At 71.2% G+C, this 17,601-nt stretch carries 20 protein-coding genes; 3 read left to right on the top strand and 17 right to left on the bottom strand.

Annotated elements, in window-relative coordinates:
* Positions 1-202 precede the first annotated feature (202 nt).
* Positions 203-889, bottom strand: coding sequence for a hypothetical protein (locus tag I3F58_RS16240; protein WP_240109324.1), 687 nt, complete (start codon positions 887-889; stop codon positions 203-205).
* 114 nt (positions 890-1,003) lie between these two features.
* Complete coding sequence (locus I3F58_RS16245; RefSeq protein ID WP_240109325.1) at positions 1,004-1,639, bottom strand: dienelactone hydrolase; 636 nt, start codon at positions 1,637-1,639, stop codon at positions 1,004-1,006.
* Between the two features lie 135 nt (positions 1,640-1,774).
* Between I3F58_RS16245 and I3F58_RS16250 the strand changes: the two genes are divergently transcribed.
* Positions 1,775-2,764, top strand: a complete 990-nt coding sequence (locus I3F58_RS16250) for a GlxA family transcriptional regulator (protein WP_240109326.1) — start codon at positions 1,775-1,777, stop codon at positions 2,762-2,764.
* A 148-nt stretch (positions 2,765-2,912) separates the two neighbouring features.
* On the opposite strand, the gene I3F58_RS16255 is transcribed toward I3F58_RS16250, so the two are convergent.
* The 14 genes from I3F58_RS16255 to I3F58_RS16320 all read right to left on the bottom strand — a co-directional run bounded on the left by I3F58_RS16255 (position 2,913) and on the right by I3F58_RS16320 (position 14,406).
* Positions 2,913-3,518, bottom strand: a complete 606-nt coding sequence (locus I3F58_RS16255) for an OmpA family protein (RefSeq protein ID WP_240109327.1) — start codon at positions 3,516-3,518, stop codon at positions 2,913-2,915.
* Complete coding sequence (locus I3F58_RS16260; protein ID WP_240109328.1) at positions 3,518-4,144, bottom strand: hypothetical protein; 627 nt, start codon at positions 4,142-4,144, stop codon at positions 3,518-3,520. The genes I3F58_RS16255 and I3F58_RS16260 overlap by 1 nt, the downstream gene beginning before the upstream one ends.
* Positions 4,145-4,174: 30 nt before the next feature.
* Complete coding sequence (locus I3F58_RS16265) at positions 4,175-4,831, bottom strand: pilus assembly protein TadG-related protein (protein WP_240109329.1); 657 nt, start codon at positions 4,829-4,831, stop codon at positions 4,175-4,177.
* Entirely contained in the window at positions 4,828-5,067 is a 240-nt protein-coding gene (locus tag I3F58_RS16270; protein ID WP_240109330.1) for a hypothetical protein, read from the bottom strand. The genes I3F58_RS16265 and I3F58_RS16270 overlap by 4 nt, the downstream gene beginning before the upstream one ends.
* A gap of 129 nt (positions 5,068-5,196) precedes the next feature.
* Positions 5,197-5,985, bottom strand: a complete 789-nt coding sequence (locus I3F58_RS16275; protein ID WP_240109331.1) for a response regulator transcription factor — start codon at positions 5,983-5,985, stop codon at positions 5,197-5,199.
* Entirely contained in the window at positions 5,967-7,364 is a 1,398-nt protein-coding gene (locus I3F58_RS16280; RefSeq protein ID WP_374207985.1) for a sensor histidine kinase, read from the bottom strand. Before I3F58_RS16280 ends, I3F58_RS16275 begins: the two co-directional genes overlap by 19 nt.
* A 34-nt stretch (positions 7,365-7,398) precedes the next feature.
* On the bottom strand, positions 7,399-8,289 hold the full coding sequence (locus I3F58_RS16285) for a DUF5936 domain-containing protein (RefSeq protein WP_240109332.1): 891 nt from the start codon (positions 8,287-8,289) through the stop codon (positions 7,399-7,401).
* 133 nt (positions 8,290-8,422) lie between these two features.
* Complete coding sequence (locus I3F58_RS16290) at positions 8,423-9,361, bottom strand: type II secretion system F family protein (protein ID WP_240109333.1); 939 nt, start codon at positions 9,359-9,361, stop codon at positions 8,423-8,425.
* 5 nt (positions 9,362-9,366) lie between these two features.
* Positions 9,367-10,710 carry a CpaF family protein gene (locus I3F58_RS16295; RefSeq protein WP_240109334.1) on the bottom strand — a complete coding sequence of 448 codons (1,344 nt, stop codon included), beginning with the start codon at positions 10,708-10,710 and terminating at the stop codon, positions 9,367-9,369.
* A gap of 24 nt (positions 10,711-10,734) precedes the next feature.
* On the bottom strand, positions 10,735-11,124 hold the full coding sequence (locus tag I3F58_RS16300) for a TadE/TadG family type IV pilus assembly protein (RefSeq protein ID WP_240109335.1): 390 nt from the start codon (positions 11,122-11,124) through the stop codon (positions 10,735-10,737).
* Positions 11,121-11,510: a TadE/TadG family type IV pilus assembly protein gene (locus I3F58_RS16305; protein ID WP_240109336.1), complete on the bottom strand. Its 390-nt coding sequence runs from the start codon at positions 11,508-11,510 to the stop codon at positions 11,121-11,123. Before I3F58_RS16305 ends, I3F58_RS16300 begins: the two co-directional genes overlap by 4 nt.
* 37 nt (positions 11,511-11,547) lie before the next feature.
* On the bottom strand, positions 11,548-12,834 hold the full coding sequence (locus I3F58_RS16310) for an AAA family ATPase (RefSeq protein WP_240109337.1): 1,287 nt from the start codon (positions 12,832-12,834) through the stop codon (positions 11,548-11,550).
* A gap of 23 nt (positions 12,835-12,857) precedes the next feature.
* Positions 12,858-13,559 carry a Flp pilus assembly protein CpaB gene (gene cpaB, locus I3F58_RS16315; RefSeq protein ID WP_240109338.1) on the bottom strand — a complete coding sequence of 234 codons (702 nt, stop codon included), beginning with the start codon at positions 13,557-13,559 and terminating at the stop codon, positions 12,858-12,860.
* A 34-nt stretch (positions 13,560-13,593) separates the two neighbouring features.
* Positions 13,594-14,406: a hypothetical protein gene (locus I3F58_RS16320; protein WP_240109360.1), complete on the bottom strand. Its 813-nt coding sequence runs from the start codon at positions 14,404-14,406 to the stop codon at positions 13,594-13,596.
* Positions 14,407-14,759: 353 nt separating this feature from the next.
* On the opposite strand from I3F58_RS16320, the gene I3F58_RS16325 reads away from it, so the two are divergent.
* Positions 14,760-15,197 (top strand): hypothetical protein, encoded by a 438-nt coding sequence (locus I3F58_RS16325; RefSeq protein WP_240109339.1) that lies wholly within the window; start codon positions 14,760-14,762, stop codon positions 15,195-15,197.
* A gap of 292 nt (positions 15,198-15,489) precedes the next feature.
* Positions 15,490-17,181, top strand: coding sequence for a chitinase (locus tag I3F58_RS16330; RefSeq protein ID WP_240109340.1), 1,692 nt, complete (start codon positions 15,490-15,492; stop codon positions 17,179-17,181).
* 36 nt (positions 17,182-17,217) lie between these two features.
* Here the strand turns inward: I3F58_RS16330 and I3F58_RS16335 are convergent, their stop codons facing one another.
* Positions 17,218-17,568 carry a hypothetical protein gene (locus I3F58_RS16335; RefSeq protein WP_240109341.1) on the bottom strand — a complete coding sequence of 117 codons (351 nt, stop codon included), beginning with the start codon at positions 17,566-17,568 and terminating at the stop codon, positions 17,218-17,220.
* Positions 17,569-17,601 lie beyond the last annotated feature (33 nt).

Raw genomic sequence — 17,601 nt, forward strand, 5'->3', positions numbered from 1 at the left:
CGCACGTACCGGTGAGGGAGCAGAACGGACCGTACCGCGGGCAGGCGGCTCCTCCGTCATGGACTGCTGCCGCCGCCGGAGGCCGGGCGCAGAAGGGCGTCCCCCGCCAGTCGTGGAGGGGACGCCCTCTCGCGGCGTGGCCCGGCGTACGGCTCCGGGGGCGGCGCCCGGCGGGCCGCCCCCGCACCGGGTCAGCGGAGGGTCACTGGGTGGTCCACTCCCAGGAGGCGCCCTGCTTGTAGTCCTCCGGGGTCTCCGCCTCCGGGTTCCAGGCCAGTCGGGCGGGCTGGTCCGAGGCGTCCCCGATGTAGACGGAGCACAGGGTGCGCGACTCACCGACGTCCCAGCCCAGGTAGATGTCCGCGACCGGACAGCCGCCTTCGACGTAACCCGTGTGGACGGTTGGGCGCTTGGCGGCCTCTTGGCCGCTCTCGTCGAGGGCCACGGCATTGGCGTTGAGGTCGGAGTTGGCGTGGGCCGGCGTCCCGTCCTTCAGGGTGTACGTCACGTACACGAAGTACGGGGTGTCGCCCAGCCCCTTCCCCTCGTAGTAGCCCTCCTCCATCTGTGCCGGGGTTCCCTTGACGATCTTCTGGACGGCCACCTGGAACGTCCCACCGCCGGAGGTGGCGGGCTCGTACAGCTCCGGAGCAGGCTGACCCATCGACAGCGCGGGACTCCATTCCACGCTCGGGCTCGGGCTCGGGCTCGGGCTCGGGCTCGGGCTCGACGTGGCGCTCGGGCTCGGGCTCGCGGTGACGCCGCCGCCCCGAGCCGCGCCGTCCGTGGAGCCCTCGGGCTCCCCTCCCCCGCCACCACCGCAGGCGGTGAGTACGAGCCCCAGTGCGGTGACCAGGACGCCGTGGAGAGCCGTGGAGCGGCGCCGCATGCTGTTCCCCCTGACAGACAAAAAGACCTCGCTGTGCGCGTCGTGCAGTGATCGCCCAGCAGCGTATACCTCTGATACGTACGGGCGTTCGCATGCCGGGGGTGCCGGGCGCGTTCATTCCCGCTGCGTCCCGAGCCGCTCGGCAAGGAAGGCGATGATCTCGTTCCGGGCCTGCGTGGTGGGGTGGCCTTCCTGGTCGACGAGGTGCGCCGTGACGACGCTGTGCGCGCAGCCGACGACATCACGGAAGAAGGGCGGCGGGTTCGTGTTCGCCGACCCGGCCGGGAGCACTCGGCCGTCGCACGCGTCCCCCAGCAACGCCCGGTAGGCCGCGAACCGCCGACCGCTGCACCACCTGTCGTCGTCGAAGCGGTAGGCGAGCACCCGAAGGCCGTCCCGCGCCACGCGTTCGGCCACGGCGGCGGCGTCCTCCTCGCTCATCTCCAGCCCGCCGGGGTCGTCGAGCGGAAGCGACGGATGGTTGACCACCGGTGCGACGACGGCGGGTTCGAGTGCCATGGTCAAGGCGAAGTTGCCGGTGAAACACAGTCCAACGGCACCGACACCCGGCCCGCCGCACTCCGCGTGCGCCTGGCGGGCGAGGCCCCGCAACCACGTGACGACGGGGCTGGTCCCGCCACCGGCGAACGCACGGAACTCGGCGCTGACGCACACGCGTCGGACGACGGCGTCGCCCGCGTCGACGAGCGGACAGGCACCGTCGACGCCGAAGAGGGAGGGCAGGTACACGCGGAATCGGGTCGTTCTGCCCTCGCATGGTGGTCATGACGGACATGATGGCCAGCGGCCGCCCTCCCGGGAAGCGGCGGGATCGCCAGGTGTCCCGGTAATATCGCCACCCGTTCACAGGCTGCCGGAGGGCGTATGGGTCCGCTGCGCGTGGGTGTGCTGGCCTATCCCGGCTGCTTCGCGTCGGAGGTGTTCGGAGTCCCCGATCTCCTGGCCATGGCCGGGCACGTCGCCGCGGCACAAGGGCCGGTGCAGTCGGCCCGTTCGGCCTGTCAGGTGTCGGTCCTCTCGCCCCGGCGACGGATCGCGGCGTCCGGCGGCTGGGGCCTCGACGTCTCGGCGGTCCGCCCGGTGGATGTGCTGATCGTGCCGGGTTTCGAGCTTGCGCCCACGCTCGATCTCGACGCGACACTCGGGAACCTGGGACCGGAGGTGGCGACGATCCGCTCACAGGCGGCATCCGGGACCACCGTCGTGTCGATCTGCGTGGGCGCCTTCCTGGTCGCGGAGGCCGGGCTGCTCGACGGGCGCGAGGCGACCACCTCCTGGTTGTTCGCGGACCGTTTCTCCCGCCGGTACGCCGATGTGCGCCTCCGCCCGGAGAGCCTGGTCGTGACCGACCGGGGGGTGACGACCACAGCCGCGTTCAGCGCCATGTACGACTTCGCCGTGCAGTTCATCCGCGAGCATGACGGCCCCGGCGTCGCCCGAAGCACCGCGCGCATCGCGCTGGTCGACGACGCCCGTTCCGCGCAGACCCCCTACGTCGACTCCGCGCTCATACCCCCTGCGGGCAGGGAGTTCTCGCTCGGCGTCAAGCGGTGGCTCGACGGGAATCTCCAGTCCCCCTACGACCTGCCCGCCCTCGCCCGGCAGTTCCACGTCAGCACGAGGACGATGCTCCGCCGTTTCGGCGGGGAGACGGGCGAGACGCCGCTCGCCTACCTGCAGGCGGCCCGGGTACGTCGGGCCAGGCATCTGCTGGAGACCACCGACCGGACCGTCGCCGGCGTCGCCGCGGCCGTCGGCTACCGCGACCCCGGCACGTTCAGCGGTGTCTTCGCCCGGCACACGGGCCAGCGGCCGAGGGAGTACCGCGCGAGGTTCCGTCGCGCGGGGACATGAGCGGCGCCTCCCCCGTCACGCAGCGTTCGACCACGCGTGGCGCCCTTCGCGCGGAAGGACGACCGCCTGCCGCAGCAGTCGCCCTCCCGCGCGCGACGACGAGCACGGGGACTCGTTCCGGTGTGGCGGGAACCGGTCCCGTGCGGCACTACTGCCCGCGCGGGAAGGAGATCTCCACGCGGCGGTTCTTCTTGCGGCCTTCCTCCGTGCCGTTGTCCGCGATCGGATAGTCCTCGCCGTACCCGCGGATCTCGTAGGTGACGCTCGGCGGCAGTTCCCTCGCCAGCAGCTTCTGCACGGCGTCCGCACGCTGCTTCGACAGCATGTCGCCGTGCGCGGACGAGCCGAGATTGTCGGTGAAACCGAAGACCCGGACCTTGGTCGCGCCCTGCCGCTCGATCTCCTCCGCGATCGCCTTGATACGGGCGTTCGCCTCGCCGCCGAGGTCCGCGCTGTTCTTGCCGAACAGCACCTCCGCCTGAAGAGCCAGCCGTACGTCGGAGTTGGTGTCCTCTCGGCGCTCCTCCCCATCGAGGTCCTCGACGACGGAGCGGATGTCCAGCACCTTGGGGGGTGCGAGCTTCGCGCCTTCGGGGAGCTTCAGGTCCGGGTCCGCCTCGTTCACCCGGATCGGGGCCACGGACTGCGGCGATGGGTACGGGCTGTCACCCTCGTCCGCCACGGCCTGCGGGGCGCCCAGGAGGCCGAACGCCAGCACTCCGGCGAGGATGACCGGCGCTACCGGGGCGCGCATCAGGAGATCTCCAGCGACGCGTTGGGGAAGCCGGGGAACTGGAGGTCCACCTTCGTGGTCGTCGCCGGTGGGGCGGGGAACTGGGCGAAGAAGGGCAGGCTTTCGCCCGCATTGATACCCAGCGGGAGACCTGTGGTGGTGAGCGGACGGTTCTCCGTGTCCCGCAGCACGTAGTAGCGCTTCTTCTCCTTGGAGTCCACCAGCGTCATCGCAGCAAAGGACCGGCCTGTCCGGGCGACCGCACGTTCGTCACCGCTCCAGCTGACCTGGGTGGTGTAGCGCTTGCCCGAGTCGTTCTTGATCTCGCCGCTTACCGTCAGGAAGCCGCCGTCGTCACGGACAGCCGAATAGATCACCATCGCGATGCCCTGCTCACTGCCCTTCAGAGTGGCAAGGACCTTACTCGTGTCCGGCAGCGTCGTGCCGCCGCCGTCCCGGCCTGAGTCCGCGCCCCCGCCCTCACCCTTGTCCTCGTTCTTCTTGTCACTGGGACTCTCGGCCGCGACCTTCGTCGGCGGCTGCGCGCCGTCGTCGCTGCTGCACGCGGTCAGGGAGACAGTCAGAGCGGCGGCCAGGACGGCTGCCAACCCAGCCCGGCGCAGCTTTCCTACGTGCCGAATCTTCATGAATCGCTCGTCCTTTGTGTTCGGTCTCGGTCAGTCCTCGGTCAGGCGGACACGGAACAGGTCCGTCAGGCCCGGAAGCAGATCCAGGTCGGCCGGGTCGATGATCCAGTCCCTGTCCTCGCACTGGATCACGCCGGGAGACGGTGATTCCTTCTCTTCCTCGTCGGACTCCCCGTCCTCGTCCCGAGGGTTCTCCCTGGGCGTGAACCTGCAGAGAGGCTCGACGACCGCCGTGGCCGTGGCCACGGCACGCTGGCTCTCCGTACCGGGGAGCGTGCTCTCGCCGACCGTCTTGCCCGATTCAAGGGTGATCTTGAAGCCCCATCTGCCGTCACCGAGCGGGCCGCAGTCGACGGAGGCAGCGTTCGCGCCGTTCCGCCCCGCGAAGTAGTCCGCCGCGTGGCAGCCGCCGTCCCTGCCAGGCACGTTGCCCTTGAGGAAGTTCCGCACGAAGTCACCGTCGAGGATGTCGTCCTGAAGACCCAGCTTCAGGCCATTCTCCAGTCCCTGCCTGGACTCCATCGCCGCCGCGAGAGCCGCCGCGTCGGCCGCCGTCTGGGCCTCGTTCCGCCGGATGTCCGCCTTGCCGAACACGAAGTACAGCAAAGCGAGGAAGAGCAGGCCCACCACCACCGTGATGTACAGCGGTGCAGCCTGCCCTTCCTCGCGACGAAGGCAGCGGTTCATTCGCCGCCGATGACCTGGTCGATCGCCTCGGAGAACGCCTGGGCAATGGATGCCCCGACATTCGTGTTCAACAACGCCACCACGATCGCCACCACGAGAATCGTGATCCCCACATACTCGATGGCCCCCTGCCCCTCGTCCCTGCGGGCCCGCATGCGGTCGGCCCGGGTGTGGGCCCACGTGCCGATGTAGGCCCTGGTGGCCGCGGTGGCCCTGAGTGTGGCGTCCTTGAGCATGGTGGTCCCCTCCAGGTGCGGCCGGCCGCGTGTCGGCCGGCTCTGCAACGTACGTCCGGGGACTCCCTACCCACATGGGCCCCAGGGCCCAACGGCGGGTCCATGCGCGGTGTCCGGAACCGGTGTCAGTCACGAGCCGGCGCCTCCGCGTCTCGTGCCGTGCCAGATGGCGATGGCCTGGCCTCGGCTCTGGGCGTGCAGTTTGGCGAAGATGCGGTTGATGTGGTTCTTCACCGTCTTCTGGCTGATGAAGCAGGCCGCGGCGATCTGCTGGTTGGTCATGCCCGACGCGATCAGCTCCATCACTTCCCCCTCCCGGCGGCTCAGCGACCCGGGCACTCCTCCAGGTCCCGGAGAAGAATGTGCCACATCTGCTTGCGGAAGCGAAGGGGTTGGTGCAAATCGTTGCGTGCTCAACTCCGCGTCGAGAAGGGTAGGCAGCTCGCCTGACGCCCCCTCCGATGCGGACATGTGTGCAGTTGCAGACACGGAGGTGCCCAGCGCCGCGTGGCGCGCCGTGGGCGTGAAGCGGGCCCGGCCCGCCCGCACGTCCCGTACCGCCGTGACCAACTGGTCCACCGTGAACTCGCCGTGCACCAGGTAGCCCGCGGCCCCGAGGCGCAACGCCTCGCGTACGGTCCCGGCCTCCCCGCTGTACGTCGTCATCAGTACGGGCGCGAGCCGTGCCAGGTGCGGCAGCGCCGTGATTCCGTCCACGCCCGGCATCCGCACGTCCAGCAGCACCACGTCGGGGCGCAGCCGGAGCGTCACCTCGTACGCCTCGCGGCCGTCGGCGGCCTGGGCCACCACCTCCAGGTCCTCGCAGCCGGACAGCAGGGCCGTGAGCCCCGCCCGTACGACGGGGTTGTCGTCGGCCACCACCACCCGCAGGGGCGTGGTCAGGGACGGATGCGGCATGTGCGGCCTCCTCTCCGCGGGACCGGGGCGTCGTGGGCCCCGGCGGAAGAGGCGGCGGAGCCGGGGCGCAGTGCCGCGAGCGGCAGGTCCAGCCGGACCTCCGTGCCCCGTGCCGCGCCGCCCCGCCCGATACGGATGCGGGCTCCGACGCCCGCCGCGCGCTCGACCATGCCGACCATGCCGAAGTGCCCGCTCCGGCGCAGGTCTTCCAGGGCGATGTCCGACGGGAGACCGCGCCCGTCGTCGTACACGCTGACGCGCAGCAGATCTCCCTCCACGCCTGCCGCCACGGCCACCCGTGTCGGCCGGGCATGCCGGTGCGCGTTCTCCATCGCCTCGGACGCGATGGCCAGCAGCTGCCGGGCCGCCGCGTACGGCACGGGCGGCGGCGTGTCGGCCCTGGGCATGGAGCGGTACGTGGCCTGCAGGCCCGTGCGGCGGGCGAAGTCCGCTGTGCGGGACGCCAGCTCGGAGGCGAGGTCGACACCGCCGGGCTGACCCGGTTCGCGGCGCAGGTCGGCCAGCAGCTCCCGGGACTCGGCCGCGGCCCGACGGGCCGAGCGGGCCACCAGCGCGGCCCCTTCCCTGACGGCGGCCGGATCCATCCGGTCGGCGGAACGGGCGAGTCCGTCGGCGGCGAGGGCCACGCCGTGCAGGGTCTTGGCCACCGAGTCGTGCATCTCGCGTGCCAGGCGGGCCCGTTCGCCTTCGACCGCCTCGTGCGCGGCGAGCCGAGCGCGGGCCTCCGTCAGCGCCTGGCCCGCCGCGCCGAAGCCGAGGAGCAGGCGGCGCAGGCTGGTGCCGACCGCCCCGGCGATGACGCACAGGCCGACCACCAGCAGGGCCGACACGTCCGCCTCCACCTCGCCGTCCACCGCGTAGGCGAGGCCCACCAGCAGCGACTGGAGCGGCACGAAGACGGTGGCTCCGCGCCAGCCGTACACGAGTCCGGCGAGCAGCGGGGTGCAGATGGTGACGTACGCGAGCGTCGAGTCGGGCGAGGCGGTGAACAGCAGCAGCGCGCCGAAGAGCATGTCGGCGGCCAGGAGGGTCGGGTGGCGCAGCAGGACGGGGCCGAACCGCTCCCAGTCCCGGAGCAGCGCGTACGAGACCATGACGGTGACGAGGACCGCCGAGCCGGCCAGCCAGCGGGACAGCTCGCCGCGCGCTCCGGCCAGCGCGAAGGGTGTGGCCAGGGCCGTCATCGCGAAACGGAAGCCGTACAGCTGGCGGCAGAGCGCGGAGAGGGCGTTCACCTGGACGGGGAGGGAGAGCGTCGTCACGGGGGCAAGGGCGGGGGCGGCGGGGCCGCTGGAGGACGGGCCCGCGCCGGACGGCAGGAACCCGCTCTCGGCCGGCGTCCCGTCACGCCGGTGCACGGCCGGTCCCCGAACCGCGTCTCCCCGTCCCATGTCAGCGGCCGAGCAGGTCGTTGATGTCGATGCCGGACGCGTAGTAGAAGCCGACGCCGATGAGGATCATCGTGCCCGGCAGCATGAAGCTGGTGACGATCAGCGTGGCCTTGGGCACCGCCTTGGACGCCCTGCGGCGGGCGTTCTGCGCGTCGGTGCGGCGCATGTCGTTGGCGATCTGGATGAGCGTGTCCACGATGGGCGCGCCCAGCTCCTCGCCCTGCTGGAGAGCGGTCACGAACATGGAGACCTGCTCGCTGTCGTTGCGTTTGCGCAGTTGCTCGAAGGCCTCGCGGCGGCTGAGGCCCATGTCCATCTGGCGCAGGGTGATGCGCAGTTCGTCGGCCCAGGGGCCCTCGTACTTCTCCGCGACCCGCTCCAGGGCCTGGCGGAAGCCGAGCCCGGCGGAGACCACGACGGCGAGGACGTCGAGGAAGTCGGGGAGGGTACGTTCGATGTCGTCCCTGCGGCGGTTCACGGCGGACCTGATGGTGACGTCCGTCCAGAACAGGCCGTAGACGAAGAACAGGATCGCCAGCACGATCCGGCCGTTCATCAGCATGCTCAGCGCGGCGACGGTGCCGAGCCCGGCGTAGACGGCGACGCGGGCCGCGTACCGGTCGACGGTCAGGCCGTTGGGGTTGCCCGCCATGTCGAGCTTGCGGCGCACCTTGTCGACCCGTTTGGGCCCCATGAGGCGCAGCACGCGGGGCGCGTGGCGCATGCCGAGCCGGTCGATGGCGGAACCGGCGGCGGTGGTGCGGGTGGAGCCGACCTCCAGGGCGAGCGCGAGGTCGGGGGGCAGCTTCGCGTCGCTCCGGTAGAGGCGGATGCCGTGGAAGACGCCGTGGACGGCGAGGCCGAAGGCGGTGGCGAGCAGCAGGGCGGCCATGGGGTGGACTCCTCCTTTCCCGGCTTTCCGGGGATGTGTGGGCTTCCGGGGATGTGTGGGTCTGGCGGGCGGGGTGTGGGTTGGCGGGCGGGGGCGGGGGCTTGCAGGGGTGTGCGTCCGGATCGCGCGGCCGTCAGACACGCACGCGCGTCAGCCGTTTGATGAGGAAGAAGCCGAGTCCGTACAGCCCGGCGGCGACGACCACCGCGATCTTGCCGACGGTCGCGTCCGTCATGTCGTCGAGCGCCCCGTCCCGCATGCCGTTGAGCAGCAGCAGGAAGCCGAAGCCGAGTACCGGGACGGCGATGGCCGTGACCTTGACCTGCGACAGCAGTGTGGTGACCTCGCGCCGCGTCTCCTTCCGCTCCTCCAGGGTCTCGGTCAGGTTCCGCAGCGAGGTGACGATCGTGCCGCCCGCCCGGTTGGACAGGACCAGGGTGGAGACCAGTACCTTCAGCTCGCGTGACGGCAGCCGCCCGGCCAGCTCGTCGAGGGTCTCGTCGAGGCTGTGGCCGACGGCGAGCTGGTCGGCCACCCGGCGGAACTCCTCGCCCGCCGGGTCGTCCAGCTCCTCGGCGGCCATGGCGATGGCGGTGCGGAGGGCGAGCCCGGCCTGTGTGGCGTTGGCGAGCACCCGGGTGAGTTCCGGGAGCTGGCTGATGAAGGCCTCGGTGCGCTTGGCGATCCGGTAGTCGAGGAATGCCTTGCCGCCCCACAGTCCGAGCAGCGCGGCGAGCAGGCCGAAGAACGGCGCGAAGACCGACCCGACGACGAAGTAGACCCCGAGTGCCGCCCCGACGACGTACACCGCGTACTCGCCGGGGGTGAGGTCGATGCCCGTGGTGTTGGTCTTCCGTTCGATGCTCTTGCCGAGCCGTGTACGGCGCAGCCGCCGGTCCACCCCCCGGAAGCGCCGGCGGCGGCCTGTGAACGGGATCTCGTCGCTCTGCGCCAGCCGCTGGTAGAGCAGGTGCTGCTGGGTCCTGCCCGCGGAGTACGTGTGCACGCCGACGACGGCGAGCACCCCGGCGAGCAGGGTGACGCCGACCGTCAGGAGAGCCAGCCTGTCCATGGTGGTCACCCCACCGTCCGGCGCACGGCGAGCTGGTCGTCCGACCGGGCGACGCCGAAGGCCTGCGGGATGGGCTCGCCGCGCATGTAGAGGCGTTCGGCGACCCGGCGCGGCAGCGGGTGGTACGCGAACCGGCCGCGTACGGCACCGTCGGCGGTCATCGGCTCCGCCATGAACCGGCACACCGAGACGATCCGGTAGTCCTCGCGGCCGTACGAGTCCACGATCGCTATCTCGGTGACGCGCCGGGAACCGTCGGTGTGCCGGGTGAGCTGGACGAGGACGTCGACGGCACTGTTGATCTGGTCCTTGATCGCGACGAACGGGATCTCGACCTCGGACATCGAGGCGAGCGTCTGAAGCCGCAGCAGGGCGTCCTCGGCGCTGTTGGCGTGGACCGTGGCCAGCGAGCCGTCGTGACCGGTGGACATCGCCTGCAGCATGTCCAGGGTCTCGCCGCCGCGGACCTCGCCGACGATGATCCGGTCGGGGCGCATCCGCAGCGAGTTGCGCACCAGGTCGCGGATGGTGATCCGGCCCTTGCCCTCGACGTTGGCGGGGCGGGACTCCAGGGTGATGACATGGGACTGCTGGAGGCGCAGCTCGGCGGAGTCCTCGATGGTGACGATGCGCTCACCGTCGGGGATGAGCCCGGACAGGGCGTTGAGCAGGGTCGTCTTGCCCGTGCCGGTGGCGCCGGAGACGATGACGTTGAACTTGGCGCGGACCAGGCCGGACAGCAGGATCATCATCTGCTCGTCGAGCGAGCCGAGGCCGATCATCTCCTGGAGGGTGTAGGCGCGGGGGAAACGGCGGATGGTGAGGATGGGGCCGGTGAGGGACAGCGGCGGGATGATGACGTTGACCCGCTCGCCGGAGGGCAGTCGCGCGTCCACCATCGGATTCGCCTCGTCCACGCGGCGGTTGACGGTGGAGACGATCCGTTCGATGGTCTGCATCAGGTGCTCGGCGGAGGCGAACCGCATCGGCAGCAGCTCCAGCCGCCCGCCGCGCTCCACGAACACCTGGTCCGGTCCGTTGACCATGATCTCGCTGACCGATGCGTCCGCCAGCAGCGGCTCCAGGATGCCGAGCCCCAGCGCCTCGTCCACCACCCGGCGGATCAGCTGGGCGCGCTCGGCGGAGGACAGCACCGGGCCCTCGCGGCTGATGATGTGGCCCAGGACCCGTTCCAGCCGCACCCGGCGGTCGGAGGGCTGGAGCGTGGACATCTCCGCGAGGTCGATCTCCTCCAGCAGCTTGGCCCGGTAGACGGAGACCAGCCTGCTCTCCTCCGTCAGCCCGTTCTGCGGCTGCTCGGCACCGGTGAGGCGTGCCCGCAGGCTCATGCGTGTGCTCCTTGGGAAGTGAGGTCAGCGGTCGTCGTCGACGGGCATGGTGGCGCTGCGGGTGGCCGTCATCCCGTCCAGCAGGCCCGGGATCAGCGACGGGACGGGGACCGTGGCGGTGACCGTGACCTCCTCGCTGCCCGCGTCGAGCGCGAAGCTCGCCCGGTCGGCCAGCCAGGTGCTCATCGCGTCGCGCCCGGCCTGCCCGTAGGAGCGGTCGGGATCCTCGTACGAGGCCATCCGCGCGGCGGCGCGTGACGCCGTACCGGCCTGCTGCACGGCGAACACGGTGAGGCCGAGCTGGATCACGAGGACGCCGACGATCAGCAGCACCGGCAGGAGGCCGACGTACTCCAGGACCGCCGACCCCCGGTCGTGCCGGGGCTTCGCGGCGCGGGCGCCGCCCGGTCTCATGGCCGTGCCTCCCTCGCGGCGCCGGCCCGGCCGGAGATCTCCAGCGGGAAGTCCGCGCCGCCGGGGAACAGCACGGGCACCCTGACGGCGACCTCGGCCCGCACCATGTCGCCGTCGCGCCCGCAGCTGATCCGGGCGGTCCAGCCGCCCGGCAGGTGCTCCCGGCCGGCCTGTCCGCATGCCTCACCGGTCGCCGCGGCGCGGGCGGCGCGGTCCGCGGCGTTGCCGGCCAGCACGAACGCGTACCCGGTGAGCGCGGCCTGCCACAGGACGGCGATGGTGACGAGGACGACGGGCAGCAGGCCGGCGAACTCGACGGCCAGTTGGCCCCGGTCGCCGTACGGCCGGCCCCGCAGGCCCGCCACCAGGAGTCTCCTGCGCCCCATCGCCTCGCCCCTCCCGTGTACGGCTCCGAAGCACGGTCTACAGGTTCCTGCTCCCGCCACCGGTCTCACCACCACTGAGCGATCGTCGCCGCCGGAAGCCGATCGACCCCCGGTCCGTGCGGTGCTTGCCCGGCAGTTTCGCGAGGGCGGCCCCGGCCTTGACGAGGCCCAGCTCCCCGGCGAGGCCCCACAGGGCCTGCTTCACCGTGGAACGGGCGTCCAGGTCGTGCAGGCGGCCCGCGTCGACGACGCCCTGCAGTTCCCTGAAACCGGCCGGGACGGTGGTCCCGGCGACCCGCGTGCCGGTGATCTTCTGGATCAGCGGCGGCTGGATCTCGGTGGTGCGGGTGAAGCGGTTGACGACGGCGACCGTGTCCTCCGCCTTGCGGATCTGGAGCCGGTGCCACATCTGGACCAGCCGCTTGGCGGCCCGCACCGACACCACGTCGGGGGTGGTGACGAGCAGTGCGCTGTCGGCCATCTCGACGGCGGCGGCGTTGGCGGAGTTCATCTGGGCGCCGCAGTCGACGACCACGACCGCGTGGCGGGAGCGCAGGGAGCTGAGGATCTGCCGTACGGACCGGTCGGACACGTCCTCCCCCCGTTCCCCCTCCTTGGGTGCGAGCAGCAGCGACAGCCCGGACTCGTGGCTGAAGACGGCGTCCTGGAGGACGCGCGGGGTCACGTCCTGGATCCCGGCCAGGTCGACGATGGAGCGGCGGAACCGCACGTCGAGGTACGAGCCGATGTCGCCGGTCTGCAGGTCGAGGTCGACGAGGGCGACGGTCTGTCCCGACGCCTGCGCGGCGAGGGCGAGCTGGACGGCGGTGACGGTGGTGCCGACGCCGCCCTTGGCGCCGGACACGGTGACGACGGTGCCGCCGGGACCGGCCGCGGTCTCGCCGCCGGTGCCGAGGTGGCGGCGTACGCCGTTGGCCCATTGGGCGGCGGACTGGACGCGGCTGGCGAGTTCCTCGTATCCGAGCGGCAGTGTCACCAGCCCCCGGGCGCCGGAGTCCATGGCGGCGGAGAACAGCCCGGGGCCGGCGTCCGCGGTGACGAGGACCACGCCGACCGCCGGGAAGCGCAGCGCGACCTCACGTATGAGTTCGAGCGCGGGCACGGGGCCGATCCGCTCGTGGACGACCACGACCTCGGGCAGTTCGTCGAGGGACTCGGCGGCAAGCCGGGCGAGGGCGTCGATCAGCTGGGCGGAGTCGGTCACGGGCACGGACGGCTCGGCGTCGGGGAGCTGACCGAGCAGGGCGGTGACGGACCGGGCGGCGTCGGGGTCACCGACGGCGGGGAGAATCCTCGTGATCATCCCGTTCATCCGTTCATCCCGTCTCACTTGTCCTGGGTGATTTCGTAGGTGCGCTCGGCGGGCGTGAGCGAGGTGCCGCCGCCCGGGGCGATCAGTGCGAGGCGGACGTTCTCGGCGAAGGACTCCGCGTAGGCGACGCGCTGGGCGTCGAGAGTGCCGAGGGCGAAGGTGATGGGCACGGCCTGGTTGATCCGCGTCCGGTCGTCCTTCCCTTCCAGCGGGGTGAGCCGCCCGACGTCGATGACCTTGGCGTTCGAGACGATGATCTTCGACTGGGCGGGGGTCCCGCCCTCCTCACCGGCGAAGGTGGCGAAGATGTTGACCTTGTCGCCGGGCTTGATCTTGCCGGCCACGCCGGTGGCGGCGTCGATCATGATCGCGATCTCCTGCTCGCCGGGCTCCAGGGCGGGCCGCCGGACGATCATGTCGCTCTGCAGCAGGGAACCCTTCCGGAGATGGGTGACGGCGATCTTCCCCTCGATCTCGGACAGATCGGTGACGGCGTTCTCGGAGAGCCACCGCTTCGGCATGGAGACCTTCTCGAACTGTTTCTCCGTGAGCTGTGTGTACGGAGCGACGTCCGTCCGGACCTGATAGGCGGTGACCTCGGGCCCCACCTTCGCGTTCACGTCACTTATCACCGACAGGACACCGGCGAAGGCGGCGAAGGCGAGCAGCACGGAGAGAAGCAGCAGTATGACGCCGCGGCGCTGGCGGGAGTTCATGGGCCGGACAACCTCATCGGGGGACGTGGGCGGGTCAGGCTGGCTGGTGGTGGGGGACGGGCGGGGCGGAGCAGAAGGCGCAGCGGTCACCGATGAGTTCCGCACCGCACCAGTGACAGCGGGTGCGCAGGACCGAGGAGACCAGTTGGTGGACCATGGCGTATTCCGGGAGGTACGCCACGAACTCGACGAGCCTGCCGGTGCCCCACCAGAGGGCGGAGTCGCCCGGCAGCTCGACCTCGTGCACGGCCCGCGCCTGCCAGGCGGGCGCGAGGGTGGCGGTGACCCAGTCGGACTGGAGCTGCCCTCTCGCGACAGCCAGACGGGTGGCGAACGGCGGCCCGTTCAGGTCCCCGTTGCCGATCCTCACCAGTTGCGGTGCGGGGGCGGCGACGACGCCGAACTGGGCTCCGGGCACCCAGGACTTGGCGTGTGCCCGGAGGCTGACGGGAACGCGGTCGAGCTTGGCGACGGAGGTGAGCTGGGCGCCGGCGTGCAGATAGTGCGTCAGCAGCCGCGCGGCCGAGGCGACGACTCCGGCGCTGAACCCGGCGACGGAGAGCTGCCGGAGCTGCCGGACGAGAACGGCGAGCGCGAGCGGCGGAAGCGAAGACCGCAGCAGGGCGATCCGCTCGTTCTCCAACAGGGACCGGACCGTATGCAGCCGCCGTTCGAAGGCGCCGGGGAGACTGGCCGGATAGAGAACCAGCACATGCCCCTGCTCCTCGGCCAGCTCCCGCATCTCGGCCAACGCGGCGTCCAGCGACTGCGCTTCGGGCGGCTGCAGCAGCGCGGCGGCGGGCGTCTGCCGGTCCGTCGGCGGCAGCACCAGCCCGGCGCCGGTCACCGCGATCGCTGTCGACACTTCAAGACCCCGTCCACTCTCCCCGGCCCGCGCTTCCCCCCGCCCGGCCGCAGATCATCAACTGCCCAGCTCCGCCCACTGCACGCAGCACCTTATCGGTGTCCTACATCGCAGAGAACACCATCGTTTTGCCCCACAAGCGGATCTTGATACACCTCTGCCCACGAAATGCGGCCAACTTGGCCGATATTCGCCGGTAGGGGCGGCCGGCCCTGCGGCGGGGGCTCGGTGTGCACAGCGGCACCACCACCCCTCGGTCACTGTGCGGTTCAAGCCTTCCCGCCGTCCGCGGCCCGCCACTAGCTTCGCCGCCACACCACTGCCGAGGAGGATGCATGTCAGCTCGGAAGACCACCCGCCGAACCGGCCGCAGCACCTTCACCAGAACCATCGGCGTGGCCGTGACCAGCATGGCGCTGGTGCTCGGCTTCCACACTCAGGCCATGGCCTACGACGCGACCATGCGCACCGGCGACGCCTTCGGAAAGATCACGGGCTACAGCGGCAAGGGCTACTGGACCGAGTACGGCGACGTCGTCAAGATCTGCGACATCAAGGCGGACGGCTACGCGGTGCGCATGCACGTCTTCCTGGACGAGCCGTACGGCGCCAAGGTGTACTCGTTCTACGTCGGCGGCAAGGGCAGCTGCAAGGAGCGCCGGCGCAGCAACGGCTACAACCTGCCCGACAACAGGTGGATCGGCTTCCTGTTCTGCCGCTACAAGGCCGGCCACGACAGCGAGTGCAAGGCCTACCGCTTCTACAACGGCTGACCCGGCAGCCACGGGCCGTGCGGCGTCCCGCCCCGGGCCGACGCACCACCACCGGATCCCGAAGCTCCTGCTCGACCGACCCACCACGACGGCCCGTCGGTTCACCCGACGGGCCGTTCCCCCTGCCGACGGGAGGGGCCGGCGCCGCTCCCGCCTCCCGGCGGCGGGCCTTGACAAGGGGATTGGTCTGGACCAGCTTGTACGGCAGCACGCGCGGTGGCCACCGTGAAGCACATTCTGCTCCCCCAACTCCCCACTCCCCCACCACCGGAGGCAGCAAGTGCAACGCCGCATGCACCGCACCAGAAGCAGGCTCGCCGGGACCGTCGCCCTGGCCCTCGGGGCCGGGCTCATGATGGGGCTCGGGTCCGGCGGGGTCGCCCAGGCCGCCGACAAGAACGTCGCCCGCAACGGCGGGTTCGAGTCAGGGCTCTCCCACTGGAGCTGCACCGCGAACAGCGGCGCCGCCGTCGGCGATCCGGTCCACGCCGGAGCCGGGGCGCTGAAGGCCACGCCCGCCGGGCTGGACAACGCCCGGTGCAGCCAGACCGTGACCGTCAAGCCCGGCTCCACGTACCGGCTCAGCGCCTGGGTCCAGGGCAGCTACGCCTACCTCGGCGCCACCGGCACCGGCACCACCGACGTGTCCACCTGGACGCCCGGGTCCGGCGCCTGGCAGCAGCTCACCACCAGCTTCACCACCGGGCCCGGCACCACGCAGGTCACCGTCTACACCCATGGGTGGTACGGGACCGGCGCCTACGTCGTCGACGACCTCTCCGTGTTCGGGCCTGACGGGGGTGGCGACACCGACCCCGAGCCCGAGGTGCCCGCGCCGCCCTCCGGGCTCACCGCTGGGGCCGTCACCTCCTCCTCCGTCGCCCTCGGCTGGGACGCGGTCAGCGGGGCAACCGGCTACCACGTCTACCGGGACGGGACCCGCGTCCACAAGGCCGGCGGGACCTCCGCCACCGTCACCGGGCTCGCCGCCGACACCTCGTACGGGTTCCAGGTCACCGCCGTCAACGCCGCCGGGGAGTCCGCCAAGTCGCCCGTCCTGGCCGTGCGCACCAAGCCCGGCAGCCCTGATCCGAACCCGGACGTCCCCCGGCACGCCCTCACCGGGTACTGGCAGAACTTCGACAACGGCGCCACCGTCCAGAAGCTGCGCGACGTCCAGGACCAGTACGACATCATCGCCGTGTCCTTCGCGGACTCCACCGCCACGCCCGGCGAGATCACCTTCAACCTCGATCCCGCCGTCGGATACGGCTCCGTCGCGGACTTCAAGGCCGACGTCGCCGCCAAGAAGGCCGCCGGGAAGTCCGTGATCCTTTCCGTCGGGGGCGAGAAGGGGAACGTCACCATCAACAGTGACGCCTCCGCCACCGCCTTCGCCGACAGCGCGTACGCCCTCATGCGGGAGTACGGGTTCAGCGGGGTCGACATCGACCTGGAGCACGGGATCAACTCCACGTATCTCACGAAGGCACTGCGGCAGCTGTCCGCCAAGGCCGGGTCCGGCATGGTGCTGACGATGGCCCCGCAGACCATCGACATGCAGAACACCGGGACCGAGTACTTCAGGACGGCACTCGCCGTGAAGGACATCCTCACGGTCGTCAACATGCAGTACTACAACAGCGGTTCCATGCTGGGATGCGACGGCAAGGTGTACTCGCAGGGGTCCGTCGACTTCCTCACCGCACTCGCCTGCATCCAGCTTGAGGGCGGGCTCGACCCGTCACAGGTCGGCATCGGGGTCCCCGCCTCCGCACGCGGTGCGGGCAGCGGGTACGTCTCACCGACGACCGTGAACAACGCGCTGGACTGCCTCACCCGGGGCACCGGCTGCGGGTCCTTCAAGCCGTCCCGGACCTGGCCCTCGCTGCGCGGCGCGATGACCTGGTCCACCAACTGGGACGCGACCGCAGGGAACGCCTGGTCCGGCGCGGTCGGGCCGCACGTGCACAACCTGCCGTAGCGGACCGGCCCGCCCGGCGCCTCCGCCCGCCCGTGCTCAGTGCACCGGCGGGCGGTTCGCCAGATAGTGGTGCACCACCGGGGCCATCTCCCCCAGCCACCGGTGCAGCACGGACTGCTTCTTCGCCTGCACCCGGCACTCGTAGGTCGTTCCCGAGCGGTGCACCACCGCCACCATCAGGATCGTCCCCCACGGGGCCGGCGCGAAGTGCACCGCCGCGGCGTCCTGCCACGGGAACTCCATGAGATGGCCGCCGACCTCCAGGGCCACCCCCTGGGGGTCGACGATCACCGAGTTCTTCTTGTCGTGCGCGATGAACTCCGGGCCCTGCGGTGCGTACGGCGCGGGGCCGGCCGGTACGGGCGGGCCGAAGCCCTGGGAAGGCATGGGCGGTATGGTCACCCGACCAGTATCGCCCTC

Source organism: Streptomyces sp. MUM 203J, assembly GCF_022414595.1.
Taxonomy (GTDB): domain Bacteria; phylum Actinomycetota; class Actinomycetes; order Streptomycetales; family Streptomycetaceae; genus Streptomyces.